At 58.6% G+C, this 16,870-nt stretch carries 13 protein-coding genes; 1 reads left to right on the top strand and 12 read right to left on the bottom strand.

Annotation, left to right across the window (positions count from 1 at the left end):
• Positions 1–326 precede the first annotated feature (326 nt).
• The 9 genes from sucD to sdhC all read right to left on the bottom strand — a co-directional run bounded on the left by sucD (position 327) and on the right by sdhC (position 11,706).
• Complete coding sequence (gene sucD, locus BLW22_RS06390; RefSeq protein ID WP_003172813.1) at positions 327–1,208, bottom strand: succinate--CoA ligase subunit alpha; 882 nt, start codon at positions 1,206–1,208, stop codon at positions 327–329.
• A complete protein-coding gene (gene sucC / locus BLW22_RS06385; protein ID WP_003233235.1) occupies positions 1,208–2,374 on the bottom strand; it encodes an ADP-forming succinate--CoA ligase subunit beta in 1,167 nt (388 codons plus the stop codon). The genes sucD and sucC overlap by 1 nt, the downstream gene beginning before the upstream one ends.
• 204 nt (positions 2,375–2,578) lie before the next feature.
• Positions 2,579–4,015, bottom strand: coding sequence for a dihydrolipoyl dehydrogenase (lpdA, locus tag BLW22_RS06380; RefSeq protein ID WP_065924490.1), 1,437 nt, complete (start codon positions 4,013–4,015; stop codon positions 2,579–2,581).
• Positions 4,016–4,116: 101 nt separating this feature from the next.
• Positions 4,117–5,340 carry a 2-oxoglutarate dehydrogenase complex dihydrolipoyllysine-residue succinyltransferase gene (gene odhB, locus BLW22_RS06375; RefSeq protein ID WP_074844721.1) on the bottom strand — a complete coding sequence of 408 codons (1,224 nt, stop codon included), beginning with the start codon at positions 5,338–5,340 and terminating at the stop codon, positions 4,117–4,119.
• Positions 5,341–5,384: 44 nt separating this feature from the next.
• Positions 5,385–8,216: a 2-oxoglutarate dehydrogenase E1 component gene (locus BLW22_RS06370; protein ID WP_074844719.1), complete on the bottom strand. Its 2,832-nt coding sequence runs from the start codon at positions 8,214–8,216 to the stop codon at positions 5,385–5,387.
• Positions 8,217–8,477: 261 nt separating this feature from the next.
• Positions 8,478–9,182, bottom strand: coding sequence for a succinate dehydrogenase iron-sulfur subunit (locus BLW22_RS06365; RefSeq protein ID WP_003172807.1), 705 nt, complete (start codon positions 9,180–9,182; stop codon positions 8,478–8,480).
• A gap of 11 nt (positions 9,183–9,193) precedes the next feature.
• The gene (sdhA, locus tag BLW22_RS06360; RefSeq protein WP_065924487.1) at positions 9,194–10,966 is read right to left on the bottom strand and encodes a succinate dehydrogenase flavoprotein subunit; all 1,773 of its coding nucleotides are present in this window, start codon (positions 10,964–10,966) and stop codon (positions 9,194–9,196) included.
• A 3-nt stretch (positions 10,967–10,969) separates the two neighbouring features.
• Positions 10,970–11,338, bottom strand: a complete 369-nt coding sequence (gene sdhD / locus BLW22_RS06355) for a succinate dehydrogenase, hydrophobic membrane anchor protein (RefSeq protein WP_003172805.1) — start codon at positions 11,336–11,338, stop codon at positions 10,970–10,972.
• Complete coding sequence (gene sdhC / locus BLW22_RS06350) at positions 11,332–11,706, bottom strand: succinate dehydrogenase, cytochrome b556 subunit (RefSeq protein ID WP_003172804.1); 375 nt, start codon at positions 11,704–11,706, stop codon at positions 11,332–11,334. The genes sdhD and sdhC overlap by 7 nt, the downstream gene beginning before the upstream one ends.
• A 365-nt stretch (positions 11,707–12,071) precedes the next feature.
• Between sdhC and gltA the strand changes: the two genes are divergently transcribed.
• On the top strand, positions 12,072–13,361 hold the full coding sequence (gene gltA, locus BLW22_RS06345) for a citrate synthase (protein ID WP_003222994.1): 1,290 nt from the start codon (positions 12,072–12,074) through the stop codon (positions 13,359–13,361).
• Between the two features lie 179 nt (positions 13,362–13,540).
• Here gltA and BLW22_RS06340 read toward each other — a convergent pair whose 3' ends face one another.
• From BLW22_RS06340 to BLW22_RS06330, 3 genes are all read right to left on the bottom strand, one after another.
• Positions 13,541–15,199 (bottom strand): cation acetate symporter, encoded by a 1,659-nt coding sequence (locus BLW22_RS06340; RefSeq protein WP_057014104.1) that lies wholly within the window; start codon positions 15,197–15,199, stop codon positions 13,541–13,543.
• On the bottom strand, positions 15,196–15,507 hold the full coding sequence (locus BLW22_RS06335) for a DUF485 domain-containing protein (RefSeq protein WP_027607054.1): 312 nt from the start codon (positions 15,505–15,507) through the stop codon (positions 15,196–15,198). The genes BLW22_RS06340 and BLW22_RS06335 overlap by 4 nt, the downstream gene beginning before the upstream one ends.
• Positions 15,508–15,769: 262 nt before the next feature.
• Positions 15,770–16,621 carry a glycine betaine ABC transporter substrate-binding protein gene (locus BLW22_RS06330; RefSeq protein ID WP_027607053.1) on the bottom strand — a complete coding sequence of 284 codons (852 nt, stop codon included), beginning with the start codon at positions 16,619–16,621 and terminating at the stop codon, positions 15,770–15,772.
• Positions 16,622–16,870 lie beyond the last annotated feature (249 nt).

Raw genomic sequence — 16,870 nt, 5'->3', positions numbered from 1 at the left:
TCTAGCGCGCAGCTTCCTTTTGGGAGGCGGACGCATAAAGAGGCGGCTAGGGTACAGAATTAGCCTGACAAACGCACTGTTGCGGGGCGTACTGTCCGATAAGCGACATCTCGATGTCGCGTTTTCATACTTAATTTGGCAATACAAACAAAATTGTGGGAGGGGGCTTGCTCCCGATAGCGGTGCGTCAGTCCCACATCAGCTGGCTGATGCCCTGCAATCGGGTTCAAGCCCCCTCCCACATTTGAATCGTCAACAATCTGCAGAATGCACAAAGGCCACCCGAAGGTGGCCTTTGCTGGTAAAGCGTCAGCTAAGCGCGAGGCTTACTTGACAGCCCAACCGGTCAGCTCGGCCAAGGCCTTGCCGATGTCTGCCAGCGAACGCACGGTTTTAACGCCTGCGTCTTGCAGTGCAGCGAATTTCTCGTCTGCAGTGCCTTTGCCGCCAGAGATGATTGCGCCAGCATGGCCCATGCGCTTGCCCGCAGGGGCAGTCACACCAGCGATGTAGGAAACAACCGGCTTGGTCACGTGTGCCTTGATGTAGGCAGCCGCTTCTTCTTCAGCCGAACCGCCGATCTCACCGATCATCACGATCGCTTCGGTCTTCGGGTCTTCCTGGAACAGCTTCAGGATATCGATGAAGTTGGAGCCCGGGATCGGGTCACCGCCGATGCCGACGCAAGTCGACTGACCGAAACCGGCGTCAGTAGTTTGCTTCACAGCTTCGTAGGTCAGGGTGCCGGAACGGGAAACGATACCGACTTTACCTGGCAAGTGAATGTGACCTGGCATGATGCCGATCTTGCATTCGCCTGGAGTGATCACGCCTGGGCAGTTAGGGCCGATCAGGACTACGCCCAGCTCGTCGCACTTAACTTTAGCGTCCAGCATGTCCAGGGTAGGAATGCCTTCGGTGATGCACACGATCAGCTTGATGCCGCCGAATGCCGCTTCCAGGATCGAGTCCTTGCAGAAAGGAGCTGGAACGTAGATCACGCTGGCGGTGGCGCCAGTGGCAGCTACAGCGTCTTTCACGGTGTTGAACACTGGCAGGCCCAGGTGCTCGGTGCCGCCTTTGCCCGGGGTTACGCCGCCAACCATCTTGGTGCCGTATTCGATGGCTTGCTGGGTGTGGAAACTACCTTGCGAACCGGTAATACCCTGGCAGATAACTTTGGTGTCTTTATTGATCAGGACGCTCATTATTTGCCCTCCGCAGCTTTGACAACTTGTTGAGCAGCGTCGGTCAGGCTGGTAGCCGCGATGATGTTCAAACCGCTTTCTGCCAGTACTTTAGCGCCCAGTTCAGCGTTGTTGCCTTCAAGGCGAACAACAACCGGGATTTTAACGCCGACTTCTTTCACTGCGCCGATGATGCCTTCGGCAATCATGTCGCAACGAACGATGCCGCCGAAGATGTTGACCAGTACTGCAGCGACGTTGGAGTCGGACAGGATGATCTTGAAGGCTTCGGTTACGCGTTCCTTGGTAGCACCACCGCCCACGTCGAGGAAGTTGGCTGGTTTGCCGCCATGCAGGTTGACGATGTCCATGGTACCCATGGCCAGGCCGGCACCGTTGACCATGCAACCGATGTTACCTTCCAGGGCTACGTAGTTCAGTTCGAACTTGGCAGCGTGCGCTTCGCGCGGATCGTCTTGCGACGGATCGTGGAAAGTCTTCAGCTTAGGCTGACGGTACATGGCGTTGGCGTCGATGTTGATCTTGGCGTCGAGGCAGTGCAGATCGCCGTCAGCCTTGATCACCAGCGGGTTCACTTCCAGCAGGGCCAGATCGTGATCCTGGAACAGTTTGGCCAGACCTACGAAGATCTTGGCGAACTGGGCAACTTGCTTGCCTTCCAGGCCCAGCTGGAAAGCCAGCTCGCGACCCTGGAATGGCTGGGCGCCAACCAGTGGGTCGATAGTGGCTTTCAGAATTTTTTCTGGGGTTTCGTGAGCGATCTTCTCGATGTCCACGCCACCTTCGGTGGAAGCCATGAACACGATGCGACGGCTCGAACGGTCAACGACAGCGCCCAGGTACAGCTCTTTAGCGATATCAGTGCACGATTCAACCAGGATCTTGGTGACTGGCTGGCCATTGGCATCAGTCTGGTAAGTCACCAGACGCTTGCCCAGCCACTGCTGTGCGAAGGCCTTGGCGTCTTCTTTGCTGCGAACCAGCTTAACGCCGCCCGCTTTACCGCGACCACCAGCGTGGACCTGGGCTTTGACAACCCACTCGGTGCCGCCGATTTTGTCGCAAGCTTCTGCTGCTGCTTCCGGGGTGTCTACTGCGTAGCCCTTGGAAACTGGCAGGCCGTATTCAGCGAACAGCTGCTTACCCTGATACTCGTGAAGATTCATGCTTTTTACCGTCTTCGTTAGGTACTGCGCATTCGGCGCTGCGCTCATTATGAGTGCCGCGCCACCTGTGACTGCTGCTTGCGCAACTTGCGGGGCTCAAGGCCCGTAAAGCTGCGCAAGACTGCGTCCAGCGGATATTCCGCGGTGAGTCTTGCGCGCAAGGCTCACGACGGGCAACTCCGCCGTGGTTTCTTATTATCTCGCTTAGCGCTTCTTCTTGTTGGCGATGTGGATGGCATGGCCATTCACTGCCAACGCGGCTTCGTGCAGCGCTTCGGACAGGGTCGGATGGGAGAAGACCATCATGCCGATGTCCTCGGCACTGGTGCCGAATTCCATACCGATCGCGCCCTGCTGAACCAGTTCTGCTGCGCCTGGGCCAATCACGTGGACGCCCAATACGCGGTCAGTCTTGGCATCAGCGATGACTTTGACAAAACCACCGGTGTCGTTGGCTGCCATGGCACGGCCAGAAGCGGCGAACGGGAAGGTGCCGACGTTAACTTCAACGCCTTCAGCTTTCAACTGCTGTTCGTTCTTGCCGACCCATGCAATTTCCGGGTGGGTGTAGATAACCGATGGGATCAGGTCGTAGTTCATCTGGGTCTTGTGACCCTTGATGCGCTCGACAACCATGATGCCTTCTTCGGAAGCCTTGTGCGCGAGCATCATGCCGCGAACCACGTCGCCAATGGCGTAGACGCCCGGAACGGTGGTAGCGCAGTGATCGTCAACGTGGATGAAGCCACGCTCGTCGATGTTCACGCCGCTGTCGGAAGCCAGCAGGTCGGTGGTCACTGGACGGCGACCAACGGCCACGATCAGCTTGTCGAAAGTGATGGTCTGTTCGCCATCCTTGTCGGTGTAGGTCACGACGACTTCTTCGCCATTGACCTTAGAGCCGGTCACGCGAGCGCCCAGCTTGATGTCCAGACCTTGTTTGGTCAGGGTTTTCAGCGCTTCTTTGGACACCGCGGTGTCGGCAGCCAGCAGGAACGTGTCCAGGGCTTCCAGCACGGTCACTTCGGAACCCAGGCGGGACCAGACCGAACCCAGTTCCAGGCCGATGACGCCAGCGCCGATCACGCCCAGGCGCTTAGGCACGGCCTGGAATTCCAGGGCGCCGGTCGAATCAACGATCACGTTCTGGTCAACCGGAGCCGGTGGAATGTCGATTGGACGCGAACCTGGGGCCAGGATCACGTTCTCGGCTTCGATGATTTCTACCGAGCCGTCCGGCTTGGTGATTTCAACTTTCTTGCCGGCCAGCAGTTTGCCGTGGCCTTGCAGGGAAGTCACGCCGTTGGCCTTGAACAAGGTCGCAACGCCGGAAGTCAGGCCTTTAACGATGTTGGCTTTACGGCCGACCATTGCTGGCACGTCCATGGTCACGCCGGCATGGTTGATGCCGTGGATCGCGAAGCCGTCCTGGGCTTCGTGGAATTTCCAGGAGCTGTCCAGCAGCGCCTTGGAAGGAATGCAACCGACGTTCAGGCAAGTACCGCCCAGTGCCAGTTTGCCTTCCTTGTCGGTGTATTTTTCGATGCAAGCAGTCGAGAGGCCCAGTTGTGCGGCCTTGATGGCGGCAACGTAGCCGCCAGGACCCGCACCAATCACTACAACGTCAAATTTCTGCGACATGAAAATAGTTCCTCTATTTAGCAGCAAGCTTTCAAGCCGCAAGCCCCAAGCCCAACTGCCTTATCCGGCAATCTGTCACTTGAGACCTGCAGCTGCTTCTATCAGATATCCAGCAGCAGACGAGCCGGGTCTTCCAGCAGGTTCTTGATGGTCACCAGGAAAGTCACGGCTTCTTTACCATCGATCAGGCGGTGATCGTAAGACAGCGCCAGGTACATCATTGGGCGGATCACGACTTGGCCGTTGATGGCCATCGGACGCTGGATGATGTTGTGCATGCCCAGGATCGCGGCTTGTGGCGGGTTAACGATCGGCGTCGACATCATCGAACCGAAGGTACCACCGTTGGTGATGGTGAAGGTACCACCGGTCATCTCGTCGATGGTCAGCTTGCCGTCACGGGCTTTCTTGCCGAAGCCGGCGATGCCGCCTTCGATTTCGGCCAGGCTCATCAGTTCGGCGTTACGCAGGACCGGAACCACCAGGCCACGGTCGCTGGACACGGCAACGCCGACGTCTGCATAACCGTGGTAAACGATGTCGCCGCCGTCGATGGAAGCGTTGACTGCCGGGAAGCGTTTCAGCGCTTCGGTGGCCGCTTTCACGAAGAACGACATGAAGCCCAGGCGCACGCCGTTGTGGGACTTCTCGAACAGATCCTTGTACTTCGAACGCAGGGCCATGACTTCGGTCATGTCGACTTCGTTGAAAGTGGTCAGCATCGCCATGTTCGACTGTGCTTCAACCAGGCGCTTGGCCACGGTGGCACGCACGCGAGTCATCGGTACACGCTTCTCGGTGCGGTCGCCGGCAGCGAACACAGGCGCAGCGGCAGCCGGGGCAGCAGCCTTGGCAGGCGCGGCAGCCGGAGCGTTTTTCTTGACTTCAACAGCAGCGACCACATCTTCCTTGGTCACACGGCCGTCTTTGCCGGTGCCTTTGATGGAAGCCAGGTTGATGCCGTTTTCTTCGGCCAACTGGCGAGCAGCCGGTGCAGCGATTGGATCTTCGCCACCCGCAGCCGGAGCGGCAGCAGGTGCCGAGGCAGCGGCCGGTGCAGCAGCGGCAGCAGGAGCAGCGGCAGCGCTGCCCTCTTCGATCGAGCCGAGTACCTGGTTCGACAGAACGGTAGCGCCCTCTTCGGCAACGATTGCGCCCAGCACGCCGTCAGCTTCGGCCAACACTTCCAGCACGACTTTGTCGGTCTCGATGTCGACGATCAGGTCGTCACGCTTGACGGCCTCACCTGGTTTCTTGTGCCAGGTGGCAACGGTGCCATCGGCAACCGATTCCGGGAATGACGGGGCTTTGATTTCGATAGCCATTATCTGTGGGTCCTTAAAATTCGGTTTCAGTCAGCGCGAAGGCGTTAAACAGTGAAAGCATCTTGCAGCAGTTTTTCCTGCTGCTCGGCGTGCATCGACGCATAACCACACGCAGGTGCAGCGGAAGCATCACGGCCGGCGTATTCCAGGCCCAGGGCCTTGTTGTGGTTACCGATGCTGCGGCGCAGGTGATGCTGGCTGCTGTACCAAGCGCCCTGGTTCATCGGTTCTTCCTGACACCACACCACATTGGTGAGGTTGGTGTAAGGCGCGATGATCTCCATGAGGTCATCTTCCGGGAACGGGTAAAGCTGCTCGATACGCACGATGGCGATGTCTTCGCGGCCTTCGGCACGGCGTTTTTCCAGCAGGTCGTAGTAGACCTTGCCGCTGCACAGGATCAGGCGAGTGACCTTGGCCGCGTCCAGCGTATCGATCTCTGGAATCACGGTCTGGAACGAACCATCCGCCAGATCTTCCAGGGTCGAGATGGCCAATTTGTGACGCAGCAGCGATTTCGGGGTCAGCACTACCAGCGGCTTGCGCAGCGGGCGGATCACCTGGCGACGCAGCAAGTGGTAGATCTGCGCCGGGGTGGTCGGCACGCACACCTGGATGTTGTGCTCGGCGCACAGCTGCAGGTAACGCTCCAGACGGGCCGAGGAGTGCTCCGGCCCCTGACCTTCATAACCGTGTGGCAGCAGCATGGTCAGACCGCACAGACGGCCCCACTTGTGCTCGCCGCTGGTGATGAACTGGTCGATAACCACCTGGGCACCGTTGGCGAAGTCGCCGAACTGGGCTTCCCAGATCACCAGCGCCTGCGGCGTGGTGGTCGAGTAACCGTATTCGAACGCCAGTACGGCTTCTTCGGACAGGAACGAATCGTACAGGTCGAAACGCGGCTGGCCTTCGTACAGGTTCTGCAGCGGGATGTAGGTGCCCGCGTCTTTCTGGTTGTGCAGTACCGCGTGACGGTGCGAGAACGTACCACGGCCGATGTCCTGGCCGGTCATGCGGATCGGGTGACCTTCGAACGCCAGGGTCGCGTACGCCATGGTTTCGGCATAACCCCAGTTGATCGGCAGGCCGCCGGCTTGCATCTTCTGATGGTCTTCGTAGATCTTCGCAACCTGGCGCTGCACCACGAAGCCATCCGGGATTTCCAGCAGCTTGGCGGACAGTTCCTGCAGGGTCTTCAGATCGAACGAGGTGTCGTGACGCGCCGTCCAGGTGTGACCCAGGTACGGACGCCAGTCAACGAACAGCTCTTTGTTCGGCTCCTTGACCAGGCTTTTTACGACATGCAGACCATTGTCCAGCGCGTTGCGGTATTCATCGATCTTCGCCTGAACCCGTTCATCGTCAACGATACCGGCCTTGGTCAGGCTTTCGGCATACAGCTCACGGGTGGTGCGCTGCTTGGTGATCTGCTGGTACATCAACGGCTGGGTGCCGCTTGGCTCGTCGGCTTCGTTGTGACCGCGACGGCGGTAGCAAACCAGGTCGATCACCACGTCACGCTTGAACTGCATGCGGTAGTCGACAGCCAGTTGGGTCACGAACAGCACGGCTTCCGGATCATCGCCATTCACATGGAGGATCGGCGCCTGGATCATCTTGGCAACGTCGGTGGCGTACTCGGTGGAACGCGCATCCAACGGGTTGCTGATGGTGAAGCCAACCTGGTTGTTGATGACGATGTGAACGGTACCGCCGGTCTTGAAGCCGCGGGTCTGCGACATCTGGAACGTTTCCAGGACCACGCCTTGACCGGCGAATGCCGCGTCACCGTGGATGGAAATCGGCAGGACCTTTTCACCGGTAGTGTCGTTACGACGATCCTGGCGAGCACGGACCGAACCCTCGACCACTGGAGAAACGATTTCCAGGTGGGATGGGTTGAACGCCATGGCCAGGTGAACTTCACCGCCGGTGGTCATCACGTTGGACGAGAAGCCCTGGTGGTATTTAACGTCACCGGAACCCAGCTCGACCTTCTTCTTGCCTTCGAACTCGTCGAACAGCTCACGCGGGTTCTTGCCGAAGGTGTTGACCAACACGTTCAGGCGACCACGGTGGGCCATGCCGATCACGATTTCCTTGGTGCCGTAGGAACCGGAACGCTGGATCAGCTCGTCGAGCATCGGAATCAGGCTCTCGCCGCCTTCCAGGCCGAAACGCTTGGTGCCCGGGTATTTGGTACCCAGGTATTTTTCCAGGCCCTCGGCTGCGGTCACGCGCTCAAGCAGGTGGCTGCGCACGTCGGCGGACAATACCGGACGGCCACGCACGCCTTCCAGGCGATGCTGGAACCAGTGGCGTTGCTCGGAATCGGTGATGTGCGTGAACTCGGCGCCGATGGTGCGGCAATATGTCTGCTGCAACGCTTCGTGAATTTCGCGTAGGCTCGCTTCCTCTTTGCCGATGAACAGGTCGCCGGCACGGAAGGTCGTATCAAGATCGGCATTGGTCAAGCCGTAATGATTGATCGACAGGTCTGCAGGTGCAGGACGCTGCCAGAGCCCCAGCGGGTCAAGCTGGGCCGCCTGGTGGCCACGCATCCGGTAGGCCTGGATCAGTCGCAGTACTTCAACTTGCTTCTTCTCGTGCTCACTGCTCACGCTGCCGGCGGAAACCGGCTGGGCGCGGCGCTGGTTCTTTGCCAGCAGCACGAACTGATCGCGAATTGTTGCGTGCGATACATCGGTGGCAGCGTTGCCGTCTGAAGACAACGTCTGAAATTTGGTGCGCCATTCTTCTGGCACAGCGTTAGGGTCGTGCAGGTAGAGCTCATAAAGCTCTTCCACATAGGCAGCGTTACCACCTGAAAGATAGCCGCTGTTCCACATGCGCTGCATCACGCTTTCTTGCATGCTTGGTCACCCTCGATTTGGGGACACCACCGGCGAAAACACCGAGTTTGCTTGCAAAAGGCCAAGTGCAGCGACCAAAACAAGCCACTTAGGATCACGCTGATAGTTCGGGTACCAACCCGAATGCCCCTGCTTGTCTCATTTCTTCAAAATAAGAGCCGCGGCTTTGTAAGTCGCTGCTCAAGTTAAAACTACGGCGCCGGTTGAAGCCTGCGCCGTAGCATTTACGGGCACAACGGTCCTGCCTTGTTACAACGTCAGTTACACGCCGCTTTGCAGCAGCATGTTACGGATGTGACCAATGGCCTTAGTCGGGTTCAGGCCTTTGGGACATACGTTGACGCAGTTCATGATCCCGCGGCAGCGGAATACGCTGAACGGGTCATCCAGCGAAGCCAGGCGCTCGGACGTCTTGGTGTCACGGCTGTCTGCCAGGAAGCGATACGCTTGCAGCAGGGCAGCTGGACCCAGGAACTTGTCCGGGTTCCACCAGAAGGACGGGCACGAGGTCGAGCAGCAGGCGCACAGGATGCACTCGTACAGACCGTCGAGCTTTTCACGCTCTTCTGGGGACTGCAGACGCTCGATGGCCGGAGCCGGCGTGTCGTTCTGCAGGAACGGCTTAACTTTCTCGTATTGCTTGTAGAAGATGCTCATATCGACGACCAGGTCACGGATAACCGGCAAACCTGGCAGAGGACGAACGATCAGCTTGTTGCCTTTGACAACAGCGGACAGCGGCGTGATGCACGCCAGGCCGTTTTTGCCGTTGATGTTCATGCCGTCGGAACCGCAAACACCTTCACGGCAAGAGCGACGATAGGAGAAACCCTCGTCCTGCTCTTTGATCAGTGCCAATACATCCAGCACCATCAGGTCTTTACCACCGGTATCGACCTGGAACTCCTGCATGAACGGCGCAGCGTCCTGATCAGGGTTGTAGCGATAAACACTGACTTTCAACATGGCAGCCACCCTTAGTAAGTCCGAATCTTCGGTTCAAACGTCGGAACCGTCTTCGGCGAGAAGTTCACGGCACGCTTGGTTACGCGCTTGTCACCCGGGAAGTACAGGGTGTGGCACAACCAGTTTTCGTCATCGCGATCTTCAAAGTCTTCACGAGCGTGGGCACCACGGGATTCCTTACGAACCTCGGCGGCGATCGCAGTCGCTTCAGCCACTTCCAGCAGGTTTTGCAGTTCAAGGGCTTCGATACGAGCGGTGTTGAACGCCTGGCTCTTATCGTTGATCTTGACGTTGGCGATGCGCTTGCGCAGATCGGCCAGCTGGGCAATACCCTTCTGCATGTATTCGCCGGTACGGAATACACCGAAGTAGTTCTGCATGCAGCTTTGCAGCTCGCGACGCAGGGTTGCCACGTCTTCGCCATCAGTGCGCTCGTTCAGAGCGTTCAGGCGCGACAGGGCGGCCTCGATGTTGGCGTCGGTGGCGTCATCGTATTCGATGCCGTCGGTCAGGGCTTTTTCCAGGTGCAGGCCAGCCGCGCGGCCGAATACCACCAGGTCGAGCAGCGAGTTGCCGCCCAGACGGTTGGCACCGTGTACCGATACGCAGGCCACTTCGCCTACCGCGAACAGACCGTGGATGATCTCGTCCACGCCTTCGGCGTTCTGGGTGATCGCCTGGCCATGAATGTTGGTCGGAACACCGCCCATCATGTAGTGGCAGGTTGGGACAACCGGAACCGGAGCAACAACCGGGTCAACGTGGGCAAAGGTCTTGGACAGCTCACAGATACCCGGCAGGCGGCTGTGCAGCACTTCTTCGCCCAGGTGATCGAGCTTCAGCAGTACGTGGTCGCCATTCGGGCCACAGCCGTTACCGGCGATGATTTCCTTGACCATCGAACGGGCAACGACGTCACGACCCGCCAGGTCTTTCGCGTTCGGAGCATAACGCTCCATGAAACGCTCGCCGTGCTTGTTGATCAGGTAACCACCTTCACCACGGCAACCTTCGGTGACCAGTACACCGGCGCCGGCGATGCCGGTCGGGTGGAACTGCCACATTTCGATGTCCTGCACCGGCACGCCGGCACGCAGTGCCATGCCGACGCCGTCACCGGTGTTGATCAGGGCATTGGTGGTGGAAGCGTAGATACGACCTGCACCGCCGGTCGCCAGAACGGTAGCCTTGGCGCGGATGTAGGTAGTTTCACCGGTTTCGATGCAGATGGCGATCACGCCAACGAATGCACCGTCGGCGTTCTTCACCAGATCCACTGCGTAGTATTCGTTCAGGAACGTGGTGCCGGCTTTCAGGTTGCCCTGATAAAGGGTGTGCAGCAGCGCGTGACCGGTACGGTCGGACGCAGCGCAGGTACGGGCAGCCTGGCCGCCTTTACCGTAGTCCTTCGACTGGCCGCCGAATGGACGCTGGTAGATACGACCTTGTTCGGTACGGGAGAACGGCAGGCCCATGTGGTCCAGCTCGAACACCGCGGCCGGGCCTTCCTGACACATGTATTCGATAGCGTCCTGGTCACCGATGTAGTCGGAACCCTTGACGGTATCGTACATGTGCCAGCGCCAGTCATCGTTCGGGTCGGCGGAAGCGATGGCGCAGGTGATGCCACCCTGGGCCGACACGGTGTGGGAGCGCGTCGGGAATACCTTGGTGATCACGGCAGTCTTGTGACCGCCCTGAGCCAGCTGCAGCGCTGCGCGCATGCCGGCACCGCCGCCACCAATGATGATGGCGTCGAAGGAAATAGTTGGAATGTTAGCCATGAATCAGATACCCCAAAGAATCTGCACACCCCAGACGAAGTAAGCGAACATCGCGACGCCGCATACTGCCTGGAAGAGGAAACGGACTGCGGTCGCGGACTTGCCCAGCGCCATCGGCGTCAGGTAGTCGGTCGCGATGGTCCACATGCCGACCCAGGCGTGAGCGCCCAGGGCTACAAGGGCCAGCAGGCTGAAGATTCGCATCGCATTGTGGGAAAACAGCCCGTGCCATTGCTCGTAGCCGATGCCCGGGTTTGCGACGAGGTATCCGATCAGGAAAATGAAATAAGCCGCGAGAACGACCGCAGACACACGCTGCGCCATCCAGTCATAGAGGCCCGAACGCGATAGGTTCGTAACGCTGGTTACCATATCCAAACTCCTGCCAGAACGATCAGCACCACGGAAATGGCGATGATGATTTTCGAGCCCAGGCGGCCGCCTTCCAGCGTCTCACCGATGCCCATGTCCATGATCAAGTGGCGCACACCGGCTACCAGGTGATACAGCAGAGCGGACAGGAGGCCCCATGCTACGAACTTGGCCAGCGGGCTGGTCAAGCATGCCTTCACCTCGGCGTATCCTTCCTCGGAACCCAGGGATTTGCTCAATGCATAAAGCATGATGCCCAAGCCCAGGAACAGGATGATGCCGGAAACACGGTGCAGGAACGACGTAACGCCGGTGATGGGGAGTTTGATGGTCCTTAGGTCTAGGTTTACAGGTCGTTGGCTATTCACGGCTTTTTTTCACACTGAAGAGCCCCTAACAATCAGGGCAAAGTTGTTGGGGAGTGCGACTGGTCAGGTAAGCACCACCCAGGGAGTGCGACCCCCAATGAAAGCAAGCCCAAAAGCCCTTGGCGGTCGGTGGCCGAGTATAGACAGTTAGGTTACTAATGACAACGCGCGCACCTCACCCCAATAGCGGATTGCGCTGGCGGGATAAAAGGCGTAAATGGCGGGCAATTTCGAGGAAAAAGTACGGTTAAAGCCTTCTGGGGCAAGACTTTAGGCAAATTGACATCTGAATTTATCTCACTATAGTGGTGCGGGCCCTGCGTGGGGGGTCTGTCTGATGATTTGAAGCATAAATAGGAGGCCACATGGCTGACAAAAAAGCGCAGTTGATCATCGAGGGCGCAGCCCCCGTCGAGCTGCCCATTTTAACCGGCACCGTTGGTCCCGATGTTATCGACGTACGGGGCCTGACGGCCACGGGCCGTTTCACTTTCGACCCAGGCTTCATGTCGACCGCCTCTTGCGAGTCGAAGATCACCTATATCGACGGCGACAATGGCATCCTGCTGCACCGGGGCTACCCGATCGAGCAACTGGCGGAAAAATCGGACTACCTGGAAACCTGCTACCTGCTGCTAAATGGCGAATTGCCAACAGCCGAGCAAAAAGCCCAGTTCGTCAGCACCGTGAAGAACCACACCATGGTTCACGAGCAGTTGAAGACCTTCTTCAACGGCTTCCGTCGCGACGCCCACCCGATGGCCGTCATGTGCGGCGTGGTCGGCGCCCTGTCGGCCTTCTATCACGACTCCCTCGACATCAATAACCCGCAGCATCGCGAAATTTCCGCGATCCGCCTGGTTGCCAAGATGCCGACCCTGGCCGCAATGGTTTACAAGTACTCCATGGGCCAACCCATGATGTACCCGCGCAACGACCTGACGTACGCGGAAAACTTCCTGCACATGATGTTCAACACCCCGTGCGAGATCAAACCGATCAGCCCGGTGCTGGCCAAGGCAATGGACCGGATCTTCATCCTCCACGCCGACCACGAGCAAAACGCCTCCACCTCCACCGTGCGCCTGGCAGGCTCTTCGGGTGCCAACCCGTTCGCCTGTATCGCCGCCGGCATCGCCGCGCTGTGGGGCCCTGCCCACGGCGGTGCGAACGAAGCCGTATTGACCATGCTCGATGAAATCGGCGATGTGTCCAACATCGACAAGTTCATTGCCAAGGCCAAGGACAAGAACGATCCGTTCAAGTTGATGGGCTTCGGTCACCGGGTCTACAAGAACCGCGACCCACGCGCCACCGTCATGAAGCAGACCTGCGACGAAGTGCTGAAGGAACTGGGCATCAACAACGATCCGCAACTCGAACTGGCCATGCGCCTGGAAGAGATCGCCCTGACCGACCCGTACTTCATCGAACGCTCGCTGTACCCGAACGTCGACTTCTACTCGGGGATCATCCTCAAGGCGATCGGCATTCCAACCAGCATGTTCACCGTGATCTTCGCCCTGGCACGGACCGTGGGCTGGATCTCCCACTGGAAAGAAATGCTCTCCAGCCCGTACAAGATTGGCCGCCCGCGCCAGCTGTACACCGGCTACGAGTCGCGTGACATCACCAAGCTGGAAGATCGCAAGTAAGCACCTTTCAGCAGCACCGAAAACGGCCTCCCTCAGTGGAGGCCGTTTTTATTTGTGTCGACTGATCTACCACCATCGGCGGCTTGCCCCCGATGAGGCCAGTAGCAGCCCCCCATAAACCCCAGGCAAAAAAATACCCCGGCCTTTCGACCGGGGCATTTCTTTATCCAGCTACAACCTTAGTGATTAACCGCCCCACTCGCCCCCAGGCCAGTCTGCGAACGCACAAACTGCGGGAAGTACAGCGCACGCTCTTTCTCTGCCGCCGCCGACTTGTCGGTGATGGAGAAGAACCAGATACCGATGAACGCAATGATCATCGAGAACAGCGCCGGGTATTCGTACGGGAAGATGGCTTTTTCATGATGCAGGATCGAGACCCAGATGGTCGGACCCAGGATCATCAGGCCAACAGCACTGATCAGGCCCAGCCAGCCGCCAATCATCGCGCCACGAGTGGTGAGGTTTTTCCAGTACATGGAAAGCAGCAGTACCGGGAAGTTACAGCTGGCGGCAATCGAGAACGCCAGGCCAACCATGAACGCGATGTTCTGGCTTTCGAACAGGATGCCCAGGCCAATCGCCAGCACTGCCAGGGCGATAGTGGTGATCTTCGATACGCGAATCTCATCCTTTTCGTTGGCCTTGCCTTTCTTGATCACGCTGGCGTACAGGTCATGGGACACCGCCGAAGCACCGGCCAGGGTCAAGCCGGCAACCACTGCCAGGATGGTGGCGAAGGCCACAGCCGAGATGAAGCCCAGGAAGATGCTGCCGCCCACCGCGTTGGCCAGGTGCACCGCCGCCATGTTGTTACCGCCCAGCAAGGCGCCTGCAGCATCCTTGAACGCCGGGTTGGTGCTGACCAGCAGGATCGCGCCGAAGCCGATGATAAAGGTCAGGATGTAGAAGTAGCCGATGAAGCCCGTGGCATACAGCACGCTCTTACGCGCTTCCTTGGCGTCACTTACAGTGAAGAAGCGCATCAGGATGTGCGGCAGGCCGGCGGTACCGAACATCAGTGCCAGGCCCAGGGAGAACGCGGAGATCGGGTCTTTCACCAGGCCGCCGGGGCTCATGATCGCTTCACCTTTAGGGTGAACCTTGATCGCCTCGGAGAACAGCATGTTGAAGTCGAAGTTGACGTGCTTCATCACCATCAGCGCCATGAATGAGGCACCGGACAGCAACAGCACCGCCTTGATGATCTGCACCCAAGTGGTCGCCAGCATGCCGCCGAACAGCACGTACAGGCACATCAGGATCCCGACCAGGATCACCGCCACGTGGTAGTCGAGGCCGAACAGCAGCTGGATCAGCTTGCCCGCCCCCACCATTTGCGCGATCAGGTAGAACGCCACCACGACCAGGGAACCACAGGCCGACAGGCTGCGGATCTGGGTTTGCCCGAGGCGATAGGACGCCACGTCGGCAAAGGTGTACTTGCCCAGGTTACGCAGGCGCTCGGCGATCAGGAACAGAATGATCGGCCAGCCCACCAGGAAGCCGATCGAGTAGATCAGGCCGTCGTAGCCGGAGGTGAACACCAGTGCGGAAATACCCAGGAACGACGCGGCCGACATGTAGTCGCCGGCAATCGCCAGGCCGTTCTGGAAACCGGTGATCTTGCCGCCGGCCGCATAGTAGTCGGCCGCCGACTTGTTGCGCTTGGACGCCCAGTAGGTAATGCACAACGTCGCGCCGACAAAGGCCACGAACATCAGGATCGCTGCGATATTCAGCGGTTGTTTGTGCACTTCACCGGTCAATGCATCCGCCGCCCAAACAGCGGGTGCAAAGACCGAAGCGCCGAATACAGCCAATAGACGACGGATCATTGCGCAGCCTCCTTGAGAATCGCATTGTTCAGGTCGTCGAATTCGCCGTTGGCGCGTCGCACATAGATGCCGGTGAGGACAAAGGCCGAGACAATCAGCCCGACACCGATGGGGATGCCCCAGGTGATGGACGAACCGGGACTGAGCTTGGCCCCCAGTACTTGTGGCCCGTAGGCGATCAACAGGATGAAGCCGGAGTACAGCCCTAGCATGATCGCCGAGAGAATCCAGGCGAACCTTTCCCTTTTTCTTACCAGCTCCTTGAAACGCGGGCTGTTTTGAATCGAGAGGTAAATGCTGTCGTTCATTGTTTTTATCCTCGCAGCACAGCTTTTTTATTATTGGTACGTATCCACTGTATGCGGCTACGGAACAGGTTCCAGACGACCTTAGTATTAGACGGAGTGTAGCGAGGGATTGAGAGGGCGCAGAAACATTTGCGGGTGACGAAAATAATGTGGGAGGGGGCTTGCTCTCGATAGCGGTGAACCAGTCAGATCATTGACGACTGACACACCGCAATCGCGAGCAAGCCCCCTCCCACAGGGGTTGTATCAAGGCATTGGGGGGTTATTTACCGGTCCACTCGGCTACGCGCTCAGGGTGCTTGGCCACCCAGTCCTTGGCCGCTGCATCAGGCTTGGCGCCTTCCTGGATAGCGAGCATGACTTCGCCGATCTCATCCTTGGAGGCCCACTGGAATTTCTTCAGGAACGCCGCGACTTCCGGCGCTTTCTTCTCCAGGCCCTTGCTGCCGATGCTGTTGACGGTTTCAGCAGCACCATAAATCCCTTTTGGATCGTCCAGGAAACGCAGTTTCCACTTGGCGAACATCCAGTGTGGCACCCAGCCGGTGACCGCAATGGATTCCTGTTTGTCTTCGGCACGGGTCAGCTCGGCGATCATCGCCGCACCCGAACTGGCTTGCAGTTTGTAGTCGAGGCCGTACTGCTTGATGGCTTCGTCGGTCTTGAGCATCACGCCTGAACCGGCGTCGATGCCGACGATCTTGTTCTTGAAGGTGGTGTCGGTCTTGAGGTCTTCGATGGACTTGGCCTTGACGTACTCCGGCACGATCAAGCCGATCTTCGCATCCTTGAAGTTGGGGCCGTAGTCGACCACCTTGTCCTTGTTCTTGGTCCAATACTCGCCATGGGTTACCGGCAGCCAGGCGGAGAGCATGGCATCGAGCTTGCCGGTGGCCACGCCCTGCCACATGATCCCGGTGGCGACCGCTTGCAGTTTGACGTCATAACCGAGCTTTTCCCTGATCACCTCTGCCGCCACATGCGTGGTGGCAACGCTGTCGGACCAACCATCTACATAACCGATGCTCAGGGTTTTGCTGTCGGCGCTGGCCAGTGTGGAGCTCATCGCAACTACCAGAGTGGCAGCTGCGCCCAAGAGTCGTCGCATCTTCATCGTACTTCCCCGAAAGTGCTGCGCCCGACGGATGTCGAGCGACGTCAACCTGTTGTTATGTGGTGCGCCGCGCCCCCTTCACGCGCATCGATCCGGCTGCTGCGACATCAGTGGAGTGCTGACACGTCGATCATCAACCTGCCGCAGCCTTCGACCTGCTCTGTCAGCGACCTCATGCAAGCAAGAAACGACATCACATCGCCAGTAGGACTTTTTGTAGGACTTAACCCCACGATCCCGCCTGAACTT

It is taken from the genome of Pseudomonas marginalis (assembly GCF_900105325.1).
GTDB classification, from domain to species: domain Bacteria; phylum Pseudomonadota; class Gammaproteobacteria; order Pseudomonadales; family Pseudomonadaceae; genus Aquipseudomonas; species Aquipseudomonas marginalis.
The sequence above is the reverse complement of the archived record's forward strand: the minus strand, read 5'-3'. Positions and strand labels throughout refer to the sequence as shown.

Coding starts and splice junctions, on each gene's coding strand:
- sucD (WP_003172813.1), bottom strand. CDS start 1,208: ATGAGCGTCCTGATCAATAAAGACACCAAAGTTATCTGCCAGGGTATT.
- sucC (WP_003233235.1), bottom strand. CDS start 2,374: ATGAATCTTCACGAGTATCAGGGTAAGCAGCTGTTCGCTGAATACGGC.
- lpdA (WP_065924490.1), bottom strand. CDS start 4,015: ATGTCGCAGAAATTTGACGTTGTAGTGATTGGTGCGGGTCCTGGCGGC.
- odhB (WP_074844721.1), bottom strand. CDS start 5,340: ATGGCTATCGAAATCAAAGCCCCGTCATTCCCGGAATCGGTTGCCGAT.
- BLW22_RS06370 (WP_074844719.1), bottom strand. CDS start 8,216: ATGCAAGAAAGCGTGATGCAGCGCATGTGGAACAGCGGCTATCTTTCA.
- BLW22_RS06365 (WP_003172807.1), bottom strand. CDS start 9,182: ATGTTGAAAGTCAGTGTTTATCGCTACAACCCTGATCAGGACGCTGCG.
- sdhA (WP_065924487.1), bottom strand. CDS start 10,966: ATGGCTAACATTCCAACTATTTCCTTCGACGCCATCATCATTGGTGGC.
- sdhD (WP_003172805.1), bottom strand. CDS start 11,338: ATGGTAACCAGCGTTACGAACCTATCGCGTTCGGGCCTCTATGACTGG.
- gltA (WP_003222994.1), top strand. CDS start 12,072: ATGGCTGACAAAAAAGCGCAGTTGATCATCGAGGGCGCAGCCCCCGTC.
- BLW22_RS06340 (WP_057014104.1), bottom strand. CDS start 15,199: ATGATCCGTCGTCTATTGGCTGTATTCGGCGCTTCGGTCTTTGCACCC.
- BLW22_RS06335 (WP_027607054.1), bottom strand. CDS start 15,507: ATGAACGACAGCATTTACCTCTCGATTCAAAACAGCCCGCGTTTCAAG.
- BLW22_RS06330 (WP_027607053.1), bottom strand. CDS start 16,621: ATGAAGATGCGACGACTCTTGGGCGCAGCTGCCACTCTGGTAGTTGCG.